Source organism: Gordonibacter sp. An230 (genome assembly GCF_002159915.1).
Taxonomy (GTDB): Bacteria; Actinomycetota; Coriobacteriia; order Coriobacteriales; family Eggerthellaceae; genus Rubneribacter.
In genome coordinates this window covers 103,753-120,249 of sequence record NZ_NFJP01000011.1, presented here as the reverse complement: position 1 = coordinate 120,249, position 16,497 = coordinate 103,753, and the positions used below count along the sequence as shown (strand labels likewise).

15 protein-coding genes and 5 tRNA genes are annotated in these 16,497 nt (G+C 64.3%); 10 read left to right on the top strand and 10 right to left on the bottom strand.

Translation table 11 applies throughout. From position 1 onward, the window contains the following. The coding region (locus B5F40_RS07820; RefSeq protein WP_140396452.1) for a hypothetical protein at window positions 1-246 on the bottom strand (246 nt) is incomplete at its 3' end. A 235-nt stretch (window positions 247-481) separates the two neighbouring features. Between B5F40_RS07820 and B5F40_RS07815 the strand changes: the two genes are divergently transcribed. Together B5F40_RS07815 and B5F40_RS07810 are read left to right on the top strand one after the other, a co-directional pair. After that, window positions 482-922, top strand: coding sequence for an FMN-binding protein (locus B5F40_RS07815; RefSeq protein ID WP_239442952.1), 441 nt, complete (start codon window positions 482-484; stop codon window positions 920-922). A 65-nt stretch (window positions 923-987) separates the two neighbouring features. Continuing rightward, complete coding sequence (locus tag B5F40_RS07810; RefSeq protein WP_087193772.1) at window positions 988-2,451, top strand: FAD-dependent oxidoreductase; 1,464 nt, start codon at window positions 988-990, stop codon at window positions 2,449-2,451. A 93-nt stretch (window positions 2,452-2,544) separates the two neighbouring features. Here the strand turns inward: B5F40_RS07810 and B5F40_RS07805 are convergent, their stop codons facing one another. Next, window positions 2,545-3,645 carry a TerC family protein gene (locus B5F40_RS07805; RefSeq protein ID WP_087193771.1) on the bottom strand — a complete coding sequence of 367 codons (1,101 nt, stop codon included), beginning with the start codon at window positions 3,643-3,645 and terminating at the stop codon, window positions 2,545-2,547. A 311-nt stretch (window positions 3,646-3,956) separates the two neighbouring features. Here B5F40_RS07805 and B5F40_RS07800 point away from each other — a divergent pair, with 311 nt between their 5' ends. From B5F40_RS07800 to B5F40_RS07775, 6 genes are all read left to right on the top strand, one after another. Then, window positions 3,957-4,739, top strand: a complete 783-nt coding sequence (locus tag B5F40_RS07800; RefSeq protein ID WP_087193770.1) for a teichoic acid transporter — start codon at window positions 3,957-3,959, stop codon at window positions 4,737-4,739. Between the two features lie 433 nt (window positions 4,740-5,172). Next, window positions 5,173-5,781 (top strand): 4Fe-4S dicluster domain-containing protein, encoded by a 609-nt coding sequence (locus B5F40_RS07795; RefSeq protein ID WP_087193769.1) that lies wholly within the window; start codon window positions 5,173-5,175, stop codon window positions 5,779-5,781. Window positions 5,782-5,886: 105 nt separating this feature from the next. Continuing rightward, complete coding sequence (locus B5F40_RS07790; RefSeq protein WP_087193768.1) at window positions 5,887-8,427, top strand: molybdopterin-dependent oxidoreductase; 2,541 nt, start codon at window positions 5,887-5,889, stop codon at window positions 8,425-8,427. Window positions 8,428-8,436: 9 nt separating this feature from the next. After that, window positions 8,437-8,769 (top strand): hypothetical protein, encoded by a 333-nt coding sequence (locus B5F40_RS07785; RefSeq protein WP_087193767.1) that lies wholly within the window; start codon window positions 8,437-8,439, stop codon window positions 8,767-8,769. Between the two features lie 59 nt (window positions 8,770-8,828). Continuing rightward, window positions 8,829-9,086, top strand: coding sequence for a chaperone NapD (locus tag B5F40_RS07780; protein WP_087193766.1), 258 nt, complete (start codon window positions 8,829-8,831; stop codon window positions 9,084-9,086). Window positions 9,087-9,136: 50 nt separating this feature from the next. Continuing rightward, window positions 9,137-9,973, top strand: a complete 837-nt coding sequence (locus B5F40_RS07775; RefSeq protein ID WP_239442951.1) for a 4Fe-4S binding protein — start codon at window positions 9,137-9,139, stop codon at window positions 9,971-9,973. 326 nt (window positions 9,974-10,299) lie between these two features. Here B5F40_RS07775 and B5F40_RS07770 read toward each other — a convergent pair whose 3' ends face one another. Continuing rightward, window positions 10,300-10,944: a response regulator gene (locus tag B5F40_RS07770; protein ID WP_087193764.1), complete on the bottom strand. Its 645-nt coding sequence runs from the start codon at window positions 10,942-10,944 to the stop codon at window positions 10,300-10,302. Next, a complete protein-coding gene (locus B5F40_RS07765) occupies window positions 10,941-12,140 on the bottom strand; it encodes a GAF domain-containing sensor histidine kinase (RefSeq protein ID WP_087193763.1) in 1,200 nt (399 codons plus the stop codon). Before B5F40_RS07765 ends, B5F40_RS07770 begins: the two co-directional genes overlap by 4 nt. A 269-nt stretch (window positions 12,141-12,409) precedes the next feature. On the opposite strand from B5F40_RS07765, the gene B5F40_RS07760 reads away from it, so the two are divergent. After that, a complete protein-coding gene (locus B5F40_RS07760; RefSeq protein ID WP_087193762.1) occupies window positions 12,410-12,601 on the top strand; it encodes a zinc ribbon-containing protein in 192 nt (63 codons plus the stop codon). 45 nt (window positions 12,602-12,646) lie between these two features. Here the strand turns inward: B5F40_RS07760 and B5F40_RS07755 are convergent. From B5F40_RS07755 to B5F40_RS07745, 3 genes are all read right to left on the bottom strand, one after another. After that, window positions 12,647-12,722, bottom strand: a tRNA-Gly gene (locus B5F40_RS07755). Window positions 12,723-12,760: 38 nt separating this feature from the next. Continuing rightward, window positions 12,761-12,834, bottom strand: a tRNA-Cys gene (locus tag B5F40_RS07750). Window positions 12,835-12,902: 68 nt separating this feature from the next. After that, window positions 12,903-12,978 (bottom strand) — tRNA-Gly (locus B5F40_RS07745). Window positions 12,979-14,047: 1,069 nt separating this feature from the next. Here B5F40_RS07745 and B5F40_RS07740 point away from each other — a divergent pair. Beyond that, a tRNA-Val gene (locus B5F40_RS07740) sits at window positions 14,048-14,122 on the top strand. A gap of 456 nt (window positions 14,123-14,578) precedes the next feature. On the opposite strand, the gene B5F40_RS07735 is transcribed toward B5F40_RS07740, so the two are convergent. The 3 genes from B5F40_RS07735 to B5F40_RS07725 all read right to left on the bottom strand — a co-directional run bounded on the left by B5F40_RS07735 (window position 14,579) and on the right by B5F40_RS07725 (window position 16,452). Continuing rightward, entirely contained in the window at window positions 14,579-15,271 is a 693-nt protein-coding gene (locus B5F40_RS07735) for an HAD family hydrolase (protein ID WP_087193761.1), read from the bottom strand. Between the two features lie 14 nt (window positions 15,272-15,285). Next, entirely contained in the window at window positions 15,286-16,191 is a 906-nt protein-coding gene (locus tag B5F40_RS07730) for a cation diffusion facilitator family transporter (protein WP_087193760.1), read from the bottom strand. A gap of 172 nt (window positions 16,192-16,363) precedes the next feature. Beyond that, window positions 16,364-16,452, bottom strand: a tRNA-Leu gene (locus B5F40_RS07725). Between the last annotated feature and the right edge of the window lie 45 nt (window positions 16,453-16,497).

Sequence of the window (16,497 nt, the reverse complement as noted above, 5' to 3'; positions counted from 1 at the left end):
CACCCCCCCCGCCCGCCTCGCCACCCGCGCAAGCACTGCGAGCAAAATCAGGAAAAGGGCCGTATGCGCGTAGTTTGCCGGCTCCATCACCTGGAGGCTGTCGCGCGACGGCTGGGGGAACAGCGTCGGGGAGATGCCCACCGTCTGCCACCCCAGATACGTCCCCAGCCCAACCACAAGCACGGCGAACGCCGGCGCGGGCATCGCACCCGTAGAAACGTCCCGCGAGACCTCCTTGCGACGCATCCTTTCCACCCCCTTCTCTCCCTGGGCGTCCCATAGTAGCGAACGCACAGCCGAAACGATCGGTCATTTCGGCAATCAGCAGATGAGAAGCCACTCCCTCAGCCGCTACCAAGCCGCTACCTCAAAGCTACCTCACCGTTTTCGAAAATACCTTGCCGAACGGTTTGACGTTACCCGGGCCCGACCGATTGAATGCAGATCGTCGCTAGCAAATCCGAAGAAAAGGACGGTGTACATGAAGAAGCGAGCAACCTTTGCGGCATGCTGTCTCGCCGTGTCGATGGCGCCCCTGCTAAACGGTTGCGCCCCAGATGCTCCGACCGTGCAAAACGAGCCGACGGCGCATCGAGGAGCAAGTCGGGACGGGAACGCGGGGCAGAAGCAGCAGGCTTCCGGGACGAGCTACGAGGACGGCACGTACCAAGGAACGGGCACGGGAATGGGCGGTCCCATCGACGTGACGCTCACGGTGGCCGACGGGCGCGTGACGGTCGACGAGATAACCGAATCGGGGGAAACCGCCGGCATCGGCGGCAAAGAAGCTATCGAGGACGGAACGTTCAAAGCCCAGATCGAAGAGGCTCAATCGGCCGACATCGACGGAGTCACCGGTGCCACCATGACGACGAACGGAGTGAAGAAAGCCGTGGAGGAGGCGCTTTCCCAAGCGCGCTAGCCAAGCGCGCCTCGTCGCCCCGAAAGGGCGCGGCGGCAATCGGAACCGAGAGACAGGAGATCGAGATGAACGTGAATCGCCGCCAGTTCTGCGCGCTCGGCACGGCCAGCGCGCTCGCTGCCATCGCCGGGGGGATGAGCGTGGGCTGCTCGTCCACCGGCGCATCGAAAGGAGGCGACGCAGCGAGCGAGGACGGCTCCATGCGCGCCATAGGGGATGCCGACGTGAGCTTCAGCCAAGAGGTCGACGTCCTCATAGTCGGCGCTGGCATATCTGGCATGCTGGCCGCCGTCGACCCTGCCGCCGACGGCCTCGACGTCCTCATCGTCGAACAGAACTCGACCTACGGCGGGGACGCGATGTATTCAGCCGCCTGTCAGATGTGCACCACGGCCAAGCTCACGAAGGAAGAGCGCCCCGATAAGTACATGGATCCCGATCAGATCCGCGAGAAGTTCGCCCCCTACTACGAAGACGACGAGGCGGGTCTCGAGCGCACCGTGATCCTGCAAACATGGGGCGGAAAGTTCATCGACAGGATGCACTTCGATTGGGGCTACGAGTTCCAAGAGCTGCGCGAGAGCCCCTACCATCAAGCGTTCTTCCCAAAGAACGGATTGTGCACGATGATGGACGAGTTCGAGCTCATCGACGAAAAGCTCGTCCAAGCAGGCGCATCGTACCTGTTCGAAACCACCCTCAAAACGCTCATAGTAGACGATAGCGGCTCCATCGCCGGTGCGCGGTTCTCCGCAAAAGACGGGTCGACGGTCGACATCTTGGCGAGGGCCGTCGTCTTGGCCACCGGGGGATACGTGTCGAACCAGGAGTGGATGGTGAAGTACGCCTCCGAATGGGCGTTCGTCGGAACCATCGTGGCCGGCCGCACAGGCGACGGCATAGCCGCCGGCGTGGCCGCAGGAGGAACGCTGTCGGGCATGAAAGCCTCGGGGAACCTGAACCCCCGTTACGAAGCGGGGCACATGCTGGGCACGTTCTATCCGATCATCGGCCTCTTGCCCAACGGCAAGCGGTTTTATTGCGAAACCGCCGTCCACGACGCGGCGACCGGATGCCTGGCAGCTGGCTTCAACGAGTGGTACAGCATTTGGGACGGAACGGCTCAAAACGGCATCGACCAAGAGGTCATCGCGCACGCCGGCAACGCCGTGCAAACCGCAGGATCGCTCGAGGAACTGGCTGAGAAGACAGGGCTCGCGTTCGAAACCGTGAAGGCCGCATTCGACAACTACGATGCCATGTGCGACAGCCAGGAAGACCCTGAGTTCGGCAGGACCCTCTTCCTGCAGAAGCTCGTAGCGCCGTATTACTTCCTGCGCAACGTGCCCGTGCGCTACAAGAGCTGCGGAGGCTTGGCAGTGAGCGACCGCATGGAGGTGCTCGACGCCGAAGGCAATCCCATTCCCGGCCTCTACGCGGCGGGATGCGCCGCGGGAACCGAGGATATCGTCCCCGCCGCTGGATCGGGCCTGCTGCTCGGCTCCGTCCTCGTCGAGGATCTGGCATAGGCGTCGCCCGGCGCCCGCGCCTACGAGAACCGCGGGCGCCCTTCCTCTGCCGCGACGCGGGCGCCGTTCCGAACGAACCGCGCCCGCGCGCCGCTACTTCCCCTCGGGCTCTTCGTACTCGGGGGCTTTGCTCTCGACGTCCTCGACGCTCACGTCGCGCGCGTCGATCTCGAGAGGGCGCGAGAACGCCCTATCGGCGGCGTCGGACGTGGCCAGAAGCTCCTTGAACGACACAGCGTCCTCTCCGGAAACCGGCATCATCATGTACACGTTGCTGCCGATGATGATCGGCTGGATGCGATCGGCGCCCTCCGACCCCGCCACGCCAGCCTTGGCCTCCGAGCGCTTCATCTGCTCCATCATCTCGGCGCGCACGCTGTCGATCTGCGCGGCCGTCTCGTTCTGCCAGCGCTCCTTGCGCCACGCCAGCACGTTCGCGTTGTAGCGCATCTGGATGACCTCCAGCACGATGCAGAACACCATGGCGAAGTACACGATCAGCTTCTCGAGCGGCATGTGCAGAAGCTCGATGCCGGTATGGAAGCCCGCGCTGTCGATGACGAGCAAGCAACCGATGGCCACGATGAACGTGAGCGCGAGCATCTTCATCTCGGGGTGCCCGTTGATGAAGTTGGAGATGGGGTCGATGAAGATCATCATGAGGAACACGGCCAGCATGACGGCGATGATCATGATGATGAGATGGTCGGCCATGCCCACGGCCGTGATGACCGAGTCGATGGAGAACACGAGGTCCATGACCATGATGGTGCCCACGGCCTGCGGCAGCGCGATGCGATGGAGCGCCTTGTGCTCCTCGCAGTGCTCGGCCTTGAGCTCGGTGAGCTTGAGCGTGTCGCGCAGCTCGGCGATGCCCTTGTAGATGAGGTAGCCGCCGCCGACGAGCAGCACGAGGTCGCGCACCGAGAAGCCGTGCACGTAGGGACCGAGGTCAATGGTGAACAGAGGCTCGGTCATATGCACGAGGAACGACGCGAAGCACAGGAAGACGACACGCATGATAAGCGCGCCCGCCAGGCCGAGTTTGCGGCCGATGTGCTGCTTGTCCTCGGGCAGGCGGTTCGTCGTGATCGAGATGAACACGAGGTTGTCAACCCCGAGCACGATCTCCAGGAAGATGAGGGAGATCAGGCTGATCCACGCCTCAGGGGTCGCAAATATTGAAAGATCCACGTCTCGTTCGCTCCTATCGTCCGTCTTGCACGAACCTGCGATGCTCCGCAGGGCCGGGAGAGAAGGCGAAATCCACAAAAAAAGACTCATGGCGCCATCGCATGCGGTGCGACGGCGCCATGAGTCTCGCCATTTCAGACACGCCAGGCCGCACGGCCATGATGTTGAACGTGCCACACGCGCCCGCGGCGCATGCCAGCTACTCCCCCATGGGCGTTGGGTATCCTAGCACGATGCCCCGCGCTCGGCAATGCTATAATGCCCAATGCACACAAACCGCTTCGAAAACCATGCGACGCGCAGGAGGCGCAATGCTTTTCAATCCGCAGAGAAACGACTATGTCGATACAGGAGGGCCCGTCCGCTACCTCGACGACGCCGGTCTCAAGCGACCTCTCGTCGCCCCTCGGCAGCAGATGGCCCTCATGGCCGCCTTCGTGCTCGTCGCCGCAGTCATCGGCGGCCTGCTGCTGTACTCCGTGCTCGGTGCGGTGAGCGGAAACGCCGAGCGAGCACAAGCCAGCGTGGAGGAGAACCTCGCGCGCGACGTGTCCTACGACCTGCCCGTGCTCACCTCGCTCGCGACCTTGGACGACAACGCCATCAGGCAGTCCTTCGCCGATGCCGGATATTCCACGGTCGACCTCTCCACGCAGGAGGAGTTCCCCTCGGGCGGATTCGAACTGGCAAAGCTGCCCTCTGACGTGAGCACGGTCGACGCCGGCCTCATGTACGCCCAGGGCATCGCTCAGCTAAGCGCAGCCGATGCCGCACGCCTGCTCAAAGGCTCATGGACGCTCACCGTCGACCGAAGCGAGACGCTGAACATGAACGTGCGCTACGCCGACTTCTCCTCCGGAAGCGTCGACGCTGCGGTGCAGGCGGCCGTAGCCGCCGAAGGCTTCGACCCCGCCACCGTCCAAGAGGACGGGCAGGGCGTCGACGAGGTGGGCAACACGTTCATGGCGGGCACGGTGGGCATCGGCGACGCCACCTACACCTGGCGCGTGTCGGCCATCGCCCTGTCCGAAGTGTACGATATCTCGGGCCTGCCCGACTCGGCCGTCTACGTGGGAATCCGCCTAACCGCCTAGAAGCTTCGGCGCCTTTGCACCCCGCGCGCCCTGAAGCGAGGGCCGCCTCCGGCGCTCCGAGCGCGCCGGAATGCTCGCATGCGTGCGAAATGCGCTTCGAAAAGCCGCGTTGTCGCCCGATCCGGTCGGTTTTGCCGCGAAAAGCGACCGGATCGGGCGACAATGCGGTCGCAGCAGACGACCGCTGCAGACGACAGGCGCACGGGAATTCGGAGAGAGCCGGATTCGAGAGAGGCGCCCCCTCACCTTGAAGCTCCGAAACTTCGTGACGCTCAAGGTCGATCAACCTGATCAAAATCATTCTTATCTGGAAATAGATAAAAACCCTTCACGCCGAACAGGACTTTCCCCTATTAGAAACGCGGGCGCGCCCCGATAGGCGCGCGTCGCGCGCGAGCGCATGATTTTCTCGCGAGGAAAGAGGGGAGGCTCCGTGAAGCTGTCGAACGTCATCGCAGGCGCGTCTGCGGCCATCGTGGCCATCCAAGCCGCCGCATACGCGCTTCGGGGCGAACCCGACCTGCTGCGTCCTCCCGGCGCCCACGGCGAGAAGGACTTCCTCGCACGCTGCATCAAATGCGGGAAATGCATCGAGGCGTGTCCCTACCGTTCGCCCGCCCCTGCCCCGCAAGGCGCGGGCATCGCCGTCGGCACGCCCTGCATCGATGCCCGCGAGCAGGCGTGCCGTCTGTGCGAGGGCTTCCCTTGCGTACGCGTCTGCCCCACCGGCGCCCTGCGCGCCGTCGAGGGGCATCGCGACGTGCGGATGGGGGTCGCCGCCATCGACGAGGAGCTGTGCATCGCATTTCAAGGCATGCGCTGCGAAGTGTGCTACCGAGCGTGCCCCCTCATCGACGAGGCCATCGTCATCGACTACCGCATGCGCGAAGGAGACGCCATCCACTCGGTGTTCGCGCCCTCCATCGTGCAGGACGCGTGCGTGGGATGTGGCTTATGCGTCGAACGCTGCGTGGTAGGCGAGCCGCATACGGCCATCCGCATCGTATGCGACGCCGAGCGCGCAAGGACAGCGGGGAGCTGATCTTAGGAGGGTTGCGACCAAAAGGCCGATGCCAGCGAGGCGGCAGACGGTATGCCGGATTGAAAGTCGGCGACGGAAAGCACCAGGAGAAACAGGAGGGATGCCATGGACATCACCAGACGACAGTTCGTCAAAGCCACGGCAGTGGCGCTCGCCAGCGCTGCGGCGGCGGGCACCTTGTCGTCGCTCGTCGGATGCGCGAGCGGCGCGACCCAGGGCGACGCGCAGACGGAAGGTCGGAAGTACACCGCCGTCTGCCGGTTCTGCGGCTGCGGCTGCGGGGTCATCTGCGAGGTGAAGGACAACAGGCTCGTCAGCGTCACGGGAGATCCTGACAACGAGTCCAACAAGGGGCTCAACTGCGTCAAGGGCTACTACCTGGCGAAGATCCTCTACGGCGAGGACCGCCTGACCGTCCCGCTCATCCGCGACGACGCGTCCACGAAGGGAACGGCGGAAGGGCTGCGCGAGGCCACCTGGGACGAGGCGCTCGAACTCGTATCCGCCAAGCTCAAGGAGACATGGAAGGCCGACAAGAGCCGCCTGGCGTTTTGGCTCTCGGGCCAGCAGCCCATCACCGAGGGCTACGCGTGCGCCAAGTTCATCAAGGCGGGCCTTCTTTCGAACAACGTGGATCCGAACGCGCGGCTATGCATGGCCAGCGCCGTCGTCAGCTTCATGAACGTGTTCCAAACCGACGAGCCGGCCGGATCCTACGCCGACCTCGACGAGGCCGACGTGTTCGTCACCTGGGGCGCGAACATGGCAGAAGCTCACCCGATGCTCTACTCGCGGCTGACCGCGCGCAAGCTCTCGGGCGAGGGCGTGCGCCACTACGATCTGGGAACCATCACCACGCGCACGAGCGCGAGCGCCGACAAGACGCTCATCTTCAAGCCTAACACCGATCTGGCCATCGCCAACTGCATCGCGAACCACCTTGTTCAGAACAAGCTCTACGACGAGGCGTTCGTGAACGACCACTTGCAGTTCAAGCAGGGCGCGGAGAACATCGGCAACGCCACCATGGACGACTACGAGCAAACCGAGGCCGGCAAGACCGCCGAGAACGTGAGCGCCATCACCTTCGAGGAGTACGCCGAGCGCCTCTCCCCTTACACGTTCGAATACGTCTCGGAGCTCTCCGGCGTGGCCGTCGAGGACCTGCGCGAGTTGGCCGAAGTGTTCGCCGACCCCGACGCCAAGGTCATGTCGCTGTGGACGATGGGCGTGAACCAACACAACCGCGGCACCTGGATGAACCACAACATCTACAACATCCACCTGCTCTCCGGCAAGATCGCACGACCCGGCTGCGGCCCGTTCTCGCTCACCGGCCAGCCCACAGCCTGCGGCACCGCCCGCGAGGTGGGCACGTTCTGCCATCGCCTCCCCGCCGACCTGCTTGTGGCAAACGAGCAGCACCGACGCTTCACCGAAGCCGTCTGGGATCTGCCCGAAGGCCACCTCGACGCCATCAAGGCGCCCGGCATGCACACGGTGAAGATATTCCGCGAGATGTCCAAGGGAAACATCGACTTTCTGTGGAGCGCCCACAACAACTGGGCGCAGTCCATGCCCAACCTCACCCGCTTCCTCGGCATGGGCGAGGAGAACAAGGGCATCTTCGACACGTTCATCGTGGTCAACGAGGTCTACCCCACCCTGTCCACCCAGTACGCCGATGTCGTGCTGCCCGTGGCGCTCTGGGTGGAGCGCGAAGGCCAGTTCGGCAACGCCGAGCGCCGCAGCGCCGTGTTCGAGAAGGCCGTCGACCCGCCGGGAGAGGCGAAGTGGGACCTCTGGACGTTCATGGAGGTGGCGCGGCGCGTGCTCGACGGCGAGCGGATTGGCGACAAGGACGCCTTCGACCACCTGTTCGGCTTCATCTACGACAAGGACGCCGCCGACTTCAAGGGCGACGACCGCGAGACGAACAGAGCGCTGTGGGAGGAGTACCGCATCTTCTCGAACCCGTCTTTGAACGAGCGGGCGCAGGCGATAAACGAGAGCGCCAAGCTCAAGATGGAGGCCAAGCAGCTCGCCCCTTACGACGAGTACCTGGCGCGACACGGCCTCACCTGGCCCGTTCGCGAAGTCGACGGCACGTGGATGCCAACGAAATGGCGCTTTTCCGACGGGGCTCAAGAAGACGGCTTCGACGAGGTGGGCGTGGCCACCTACGGCACGCCCGGCTTGGCGGGCGGGGTGAGCTTCTACAAGAGCACCGACATGAAGCCCACGGTGGTCTTCCGCCCCTACGAGCCACCAGCGGAGGAGCCTGACGAGGAGTACCCGTTCTACCTCGTCACCGGGCGCCTTCTGGAACACTGGCACACCGGCACCATGACCCGCCGCGTGCCCGAGCTCGATCGCGCGCTGCCCGAGGCGCTGCTCAACGTGAGCCCCGAGGACTGCGAGAGGATCGGCGTGGCAGACGGCGACATGGTGCGCGTGCGGTCGCGCTTCGGCCAGTTCGACATCAAGGTGTCCACAGCCGGGCGCACCGAGCCGCCCGTCGGCATTGTGTTCGCCCCGTTCTTCGCGGAGGAGGCGCTCGTCAACCTCGCAGTGCAGGACACCTACTGCCCGCTGTCGAAAGAACCCGATTACAAGAAGACCTGCGTGTCCATCGAGAAGATCTAGGGGGTCAGGATGAGAAAGCGCATTGTTGCCGCCGCCCTCGCGCTCACGATGGCGCTGGGGGTGGGAGCTATCGCCGGATGCAGCGAGCAGCCGCAGAAAGAAGACGTGAACGCCGAGGTGCCGCCCGGAGCACCACCGCTGATGCCCCCGGGCCACGAGGGCCGCTTCGAGCAGCTCGGGGCGAACGGCTGCTACGGCTGCCACGGGGCGAACGACCAGGCCAACCCCATGCTGACCGGATCGACCGCCCTGCCCGAGGACCACTACCAAGGCAAAAGCTCGGATTCGCGGGAGCTCGATCCGACGCACGATCAATGCATCACCTGCCACTCGCAGGCGTAAAGGCACAGGCCCCCCGGCTCGAAAAGAGCCGGGGGCGGTCAAGACACGAGGAGGTCATCATGGTCATTTCGAGCCTGGTCGTCGAGACGGCGCCCGAGCGCACCGGCGAGGTGGCATGCGAGCTGTCCTGCCGCTCCGGCGTCGAGGTGCACGAGACGAACGGCCACAAGCTCGTCGTCACCGTTGAGGCCGAAACGGTGGACGACTCGCATCTCATTGCGAGCGGATTCATCAGCATCGCAGGCGTGACCGGCGTCAACCTCGTGTACGCGAACTTCGAGGACGACCCTTCGCTCCATCCGGTCGACAGGCGATGAGCACGGCGGCAAAGAGGCGCTCGAAGCGCTGGACCGTTGCACGGCGCATCGTGCAAGCGGGAGCACTCGCCCTGTTCGCCGCCCCGCTCGTTGCGACAAGCTGGGGGCTTCTCGGCATCGGATCAAACCCGGAAGACACCCTGCCCACGCCAGCCGAGCTGCCGTTTTTCGGAACCCTCTCCTCTTCCACGGTCCTCGGTGCGGAGGTGATCGACCCTTTCGCCATGCTCGAGGCGATCGCCGCCGCGAAGACGTTCGAACCCGAATGGCTCCTTGCCGCATTGCCGGTGCTTATCGTGTACGGGCTCGTGCGAGGACGCGCCTTCTGCGGCTGGGTGTGCCCCGTGAACCTGCTGCTCGAGGGCGTGGACGCTCTGCGGCGCAAGCTCGGCATAGAGGTGCGCGAAGCTCCCGTGCCGCGCCGTGCGAAGCTATGGATCGCGCTTTCCGTGCTCGCGCTATCGGCTCTAGCGGGAATTCCGATTTTCGAATCCTTCTCCCCCATCAGCGCCGTGAACAAGGGGCTTTTGATCGGATCGGTCGCGGGCGCATGGACGCTTCTGGCCATCGCGGTCGCCGAGCTGTTCTGGGGACGGCGGGTATGGTGCCGCTCGCTCTGCCCGCTCGGCGGCTTCTACGAGGCGCTCGGACGCGTCGGGCAGCTGAACGTGCGCCTCGACCGCAAGGCGTGCGTCCACTGCGACGCATGCTCGAAGGCCTGCTTGGCCGACCCCGCCATCCTCGAACCCGTGCTCGCCGGACGGGACGTCGTCGTGCGCGCAGGCGACTGCATGGCGTGCGGAGCCTGCGTGGACGCCTGCCCTACGCGCGCCCTGTCGTTCGCGCTGGGCCGAGCCCCGAAGCCCGGAAGAGAGGAGGCTGGATGACCTTCCGCTTCGGAGCATCTGCGAGAGCCCGGACAGGCAGAACCGCGCGCTCCTTTCTTGACGCGCGCCTTTCTCAACGCACCTGAAGCTCGAAAGCCCTCTTGGCGCTCCGCCCAATCCTGCGCGCCCCTCTCGAAGAAGCGGCGCCTTCTCCCCGCCGTGCCCGCATGCGGGCACGGCCAACCGCGCACAGCGGCCATACGCCCCAGGCGCTTCGACAAGCGCCGAGCCTCGCTTCCACGACGGCCTCGGCACGCGGCTCACAAGCGCGCCGAGGCGACATGCCGCAAGCAGGGGCCTGCGCTTCGAAGCTGGCGCGGAGCGCCCTACACGTTCAGCAGCTTGTGCCTGAGGGCGTAGTCCACAAGATCGGCGCGAGTCTTCAGTCCGAGCTTCTGGTAGATCTTCGAACGATGGGCCTCCACGGTCTTCACCGAGAGGAATATCCGCTCGGATATCTCCTTGTTCGTGTGCCCTTTGCCCAGAAGCTGGAGTATCTCCAGCTCGCGGTTCGATAGCTGACGGTAGGAGCGGTCCTCCTCCGCAGCCTCGCCCACAAGCTGCTTGGTGAGCAGCGCCGTCATCTTCGGATGGACATAGCTGCCGCCTTCGGCCACGGCGTGCACCGCAGCCAGAAGCTCCTCGGACGTGGAGTTTTTCAGCACGTAGCCGGCCGCCCCTCCACGCAGCGTGTAGAAGAGGTACTCGGGCTCGGCGAACATCGTGAGGATTACCACCCTGGTGGAAGGCAGATCTTTCGCGATCTTCTCGCACGCCACAAGCCCGCTTTGACCAGGGGGCATGGAAATGTCCATGAGCAGGATGTCGGGCTTCTCCCGAGCGGCCACGGCATAGGCCTGCGCACCGTCGGCCGCCTCGGCAACCACCTTGATGCCGGGGTCCTGCTCAAGGAGCATCCTGAGTCCCGATCGGACCACCTCGTGATCGTCGGCCAGCATGACTCGTATCATAGCGTCGCCTCCTTGCCTTCCGCCATGCTCATCGGCGCGACGAGCGTGATCATCGTGCCCTCGACGCCCGATTTCAAACTGAGCATCGCCCCGATGACGCTTGCGCGCTCCCTCATGCCCGCTAAACCGCATCCGCTCCCTTTGACGGAGGGCTTCTCCGTGTCGAACCCGCATCCATGATCGACGATGGAGGCATGCAGCCAGCCGTCGGCATCCTCGAGCGACACGTACACCCTGTCCGCGCCCGAGTACTTGCACGCATTCAATATGGCCTCCTGGCAGATGCGGTAGGCTTGGGTTTCAAGAGCCTGGTCGAAACGGGTGCGGGACAAACTGCCCTCGAAGACGATCTTCGCTCCGTAAGTGCGTTCGAACACGGCTGCCTGAGAGCGCAGCGCCGCCTCGAATCCCAGATGATCCAAGGCCGAGGGACGCAGCTCCACCGAAATGTTGTGCAGCTCGTCGAGAATGCGGTCGATGGCGCCGTTCGTTTCGGCGACGAGCACCGCCCCCTCCTCGTCGACGTGAGCGGAGAGGCGCCTTATGGAAAGCGAAACGGACAGCAGCTCCTGCGCGATGCCGTCGTGAAGCTCGCGCGATATGCGCTTGCGCTCATCCTCCTGCGCAGCAATGACGCGCGAGAGCTCCGAGCGCACGAAGATCGGATTGGCTTTGGCGTCGGCGCGCTTGCCCGCGACAACGTTCTCGAAGTTCATGAAGTCGCTCGACACGACATCCATATCGAGAAGACGGCCTCCGAGGTGCTCGATAAGGCGTCGATACGCCCCTTCGTGAGCCTCGTCCACCGTACGAAACGCCACGAGCAACACTGCCACCACACGCTTCTCCCTAGTGAGGGGCAAGGCGCAGAAACCATGCAGATCCTCTGCGAACACGATGGGATAGGACGAGTACTCGCGCGGATCGATCTCCTCGTCGATGTTCGCGAACATCATGGGCTTGCCGGCCTTGACGGCGATGCCCCCGATGCCGTGGCCGGGCATGAGCACGATCCGCCGATGCCTCTCGCCAGTGGCCCCCGCACTGTACACCCACTTGAGCGGCGCACCGATGAAGGCCGTCAGACCAATGGAAACGAAGTCGAAGCCGAAGCGCCTTTTGATCTCCCAAACCGCCTCCGCATACGAGCCGTTGCTCCCCGCGAGCGTCTCTTCGCTAAAATTGGAAGCCCCCATCACCTTCTCGCCTCCCCCTCGCCCTCGTTGCCCGAACCGGGAATCGCAGCATTCCCAAACGATGCGGCCGCCATGCTCCGACCCCGCAGGATCGGCTCCGCCTCGTCTTTCCATTATCCCTTAAATTGACCGGTTTGCACAGGCTTCAACCCTTCAGCATCGATCCATCCAAGGTGGGCGGCCTTGCGCCCTCGACACGCCGTTTGAAAGCAACGTAGCCAAGACGACGGAAAGGCGTCAGCGAACCGCCGCCCGCAGACATCGCTCGCATGATAGCGTTATCGCGAGTCAGCGAGTCGAAAGGAGCAGCTATGCAATACAACACCGGCGACAAACCCGGCGAGGGGACGTACCGCTGCGAGCACTGCGGATACGTCGTGCGCATCACAAGCGACATGGAGTCCCTCCCCGCCTGCCCGAATTGCGGTCATCACGAATTCGAGAAGATCGAGAACGATTGACGCGAAAAAGCCCCGTCGGCCGAACCGGCGGGGCTGCGTACTTCATGGAGCGGACGACGGGGTTCGAACCCGCGACCCCGACCTTGGCAAGGTCGTGCTCTACCAGCTGAGCCACGTCCGCATATCGACTTTTCAATAACCGCCTCCATCGAAAGCGGTTGGAGGCGACGCCCGGATTCGAACCGGGGGTGAAGGCTTTGCAGGCCTCTGCCTTACCACTTGGCCACGTCGCCATCTCGGCATCATCGTCATGAAAAAGGCCGGCCAAAACCTTTGCGCATGACCGGCCTCTCGTAGACAATGGAGCGGACGACGGGGTTCGAACCCGCGACCCCGACCTTGGCAAGGTCGTGCTCTACCAGCTGAGCCACGTCCGCATCGCGAGGAAACATAATAACGGAACGCATCCGTGCGCGCAAGCCCCGTTTTCCGATTTTTTGTCGCGCGTAGACTGCGCGCGTACATGCGGAGCAGCTGCGCAAAAGACATCGCGCCACGCATCGACGCCCGTATATAAGCAACTAGGCGATCCCGGGCAGCTTCGCACAACAGAAAAACGAGAGAAGCCCTCCGCCCACCCGGGCAGAGGAACGGGAATCGACGCTTGGGCACAGAGCCTTCCGTCGATCAGCCTGCGCAGCCGGCTACGCCGAACGCCCGCCGCGCCCCCGCCCTCGCGAAACGCCCCGCCAGAGGCCGGTCTCCCAACCAGTCGCAGCAGAGCCCTCGCAAGGCGAGGTCGTCGGGTCCCCGCAGATCGCGATCCTCCCCGGCGCCCTTCGGCAACGAAGCGCACGCACGTTGCCGACCCTCTCCAAGGGAAGCGGGCTCGCCCGCCAAGCGCCGCAAGCCCAAAGCGCCGACTCCCCGCTGACCGCAACGGGACGAGAACCCTCCTGCCACGATCGCCGACCGTACGGCGAGCTGGCGGGGATTTCACCCCCCCCCGGTTCCAGCGCGCCTATCACGATGTCGATTCGCATTTGCGCCGAACTAGCCATCACCGCAAGAGCCGCGATCCCAAAAGGGGCCAAAACGGCGAGACGGGAGAAGAGCGCATCGATGCCCTACCGATACCCCCGATCCAAACCGATCCGGAAGCATCTCGCGCGCATTCGCGCCATATCGGAAAACCTCCCTGAATTCCTTTTCTCTCGACCATGTCGACAGCATCGCCCGCAAACGAGAAATCCGACCAAAAACCGCGGAGGATTAAAGCTTCGCGACCGCGCGTCGAAGACGGGCGAGAGGGAATGCAACCGGGTCAAAGCCCCTTCCACGGCCGCCGTCCACGCTCTCAGCAGCGGTCGAGCGCGCCGACGGCGGGCACAGACGGGCATAGAGCCTCGTGCATAAGTTTTTTCAAAAGGGCCTTTGACAGAGCGCGATGATCTGGTAAACTACTTGCTCGCTGGCACGAAACGACATTTCGCAGCCTGCTTTCATGGGCGATTAGCTCAGGGGGAGAGCACTACCTTGACACGGTAGGGGTCACAAGTTCAAATCTTGTATCGCCCACCATGAAGTTCGAAGGCCCGCATGTCATGCGGGCCTTTTTCATGCCCTGCACCTTCACCCCTTCCACAGACTTTGGGCCATGGGGCGGATACGCGTCCGCCGCGATTGCCCGCTGCAGCATGGGCGGGGATGCGAAACCCGTTCCAACAGCCCAGAATCCGCTTTTGGCCGCATGGGCGTCTGCTTGGGCCGACGGCGCCACCCGACGGCACCCAGATCAGACGCACGGGCGCAATCGCGCCCGGCGAGCGATCAGGAAGGGCGGGGATGCGGCGGCGCCCCGCACGAGTCCGTCCATGCCGCCCCTTCGCCCCGACGTGCGCTCTGCCAACGCCTCAACGGGCGATGAGAACGCCTGCAGCCTCGTGAGCGAAGGGTTCAGCAGAGCTGGAAAGGTTTCGAACGGAGATCAAGGAGGCCGGCCGTCCCGTCGCTCCGCCCCTCATCTGTCACATCGCGTCAGAGCAGCTCCAGCAGCTCGGCGAGGCCCCGGACGCGGTCGTAGCCGCAGCCCTCCTCGGCTCCTGCGCGGTCGACGATCACAGGGCGGATGCCGGCGGCCGAAGCCCCGTCACCGTCGGCATCGGGCCGGTCGCCAACGTGCACCGCCGCGGAAGGCGGCACCCCCAACGCAGTGCAGGCCGTTTCGAAGATGACGGGATCCGGCTTTCGGCACCCAAGCGCCGCGCTCGCAGCCACTGCATCGAAATACGGCAGGAGGCGCAGCCCGCGCAACAGGTCCTCCAATCCGGCATCCCAGTTCGACACGACGCCGAGCGCGAAGCCCCTCTCTTTAAGGCCGTCCAAGCACGCAAAGACGTCCGGGTATATCCCCCACTGCTCGGGTCGCCGATACGCCTCGTGCACGGCCCGGGCCATCCCCTCGGCGTCGCGAGAGAGGCCCATCCTGCGGCACACGAGCCGGTACTGATCGAGCCATATGGCCGTCGACCCTTCCTGCGAGCACCAGAAATCGCCGTCGCGACGATACTCGGCCTCGTAATACGTTTCCATGGCGGGCATATGCGCGGCGAAGTCGTCCACGGAAAACGCATGTCCGCGCTCAACCGCCACGCGCGCCATCGTCTCGGCCACGGAAGGAAAGGGCCTGATGAGCGTCGATCCCACATCGAAGAGCACCGCGCGCACCATAGGTCGCTCCCCCGCTAGTCCTCGTGGCCGTCGTCCGGTTCGATATGGACGAGCACCTCTATCACGTTCGGAAAACGCTCCTTCACGGCATCTTCGACCTCATCGGCCAGACAATGGGCGGCGGTCACAGTCATGCCGGGATCGACTAGCACATGCAAATCGGCATAGACCTCCCCTTCGGTGCCGCGCGTCCGTATGCGATGAACACCCCTCACCCCGAGCACCGCCGTCGCTGCGGCGCGAAGCGCGTCCTCGGGAATGCGCGCACGGTCGGAGAGCGTGGCGAGCGCGTGCTTGAACACATCGTAGGCCGTAGCAAGGATGGCCACCGTCACGACAAGCGCCATGATCGGATCGGCCACGGGAAATCCAAGCGCCACAGCCGCAAGACCCGCAATGACGCCCACCGAAACGAGGGCGTCGGAAAGCGTGTGGTTCGCATCGGCGGCGAGCACCTCGCTTTTGAGGCGCTTGGCGAAACGGCGCTCGTAGGCAGTCACGCCCAGATTGATCGCGAGCGTTCCCACCATGACGGCAAACGACACCGGCCCAACCTCGGCGGTGTAGGATCCCTCCGCAAGCTTTCCCACGGCGCTCGAACCCACCTCGAACGCCGCTAAGAGCAACAGCACGCCGATGGCGAGGCTCGCGTACGTCTCGAACTTTGCGTGCCCGTAAGGATGCCCCTCGTCGGCCGGACGCGCCGCGAGCGAGATGCCCACAAGCCCCACCACGTTGCCCGCCGAATCGAACAGCGAGTGGATGCCGTCGGCCTGCATGGAGGCCGAGCCGCTTGCCGCACCCCACGCCCACTTCGCCGCCGCCACCGCCAAGTTCAGCAGCAGGATGATCCACAGCACTTGCCGGATGGACCGCATGCGGTCCGAAACCGGATCCTTGGCCGCAAACGCCCTCGCCATGGAATCCTCCTCCCTCTCTCGCCCCTCCTCGCAACCTCTCGGCTCCCATGGCGCGCCCGACACGCTTTCGACCAGCCTGGCCGAGGCGCGCATCCCGAAACGGTGTGCGAAGAGGAATTGAAACGCTTCCCCAACGACAAAAAAAGCCGGCCACAGCCGACTTTTGCTTTCATGGTGTCGGAGGCGGGATTTGAACCCGCACACCCGTTAGATGGGCACTAGCACCTCAAGCTAGCGTGTCTGCCGTTCCACCACTCCGACCTGTTGCCCTCAAACGCAACGGTGGTTATTCTACCCGAACCTCCT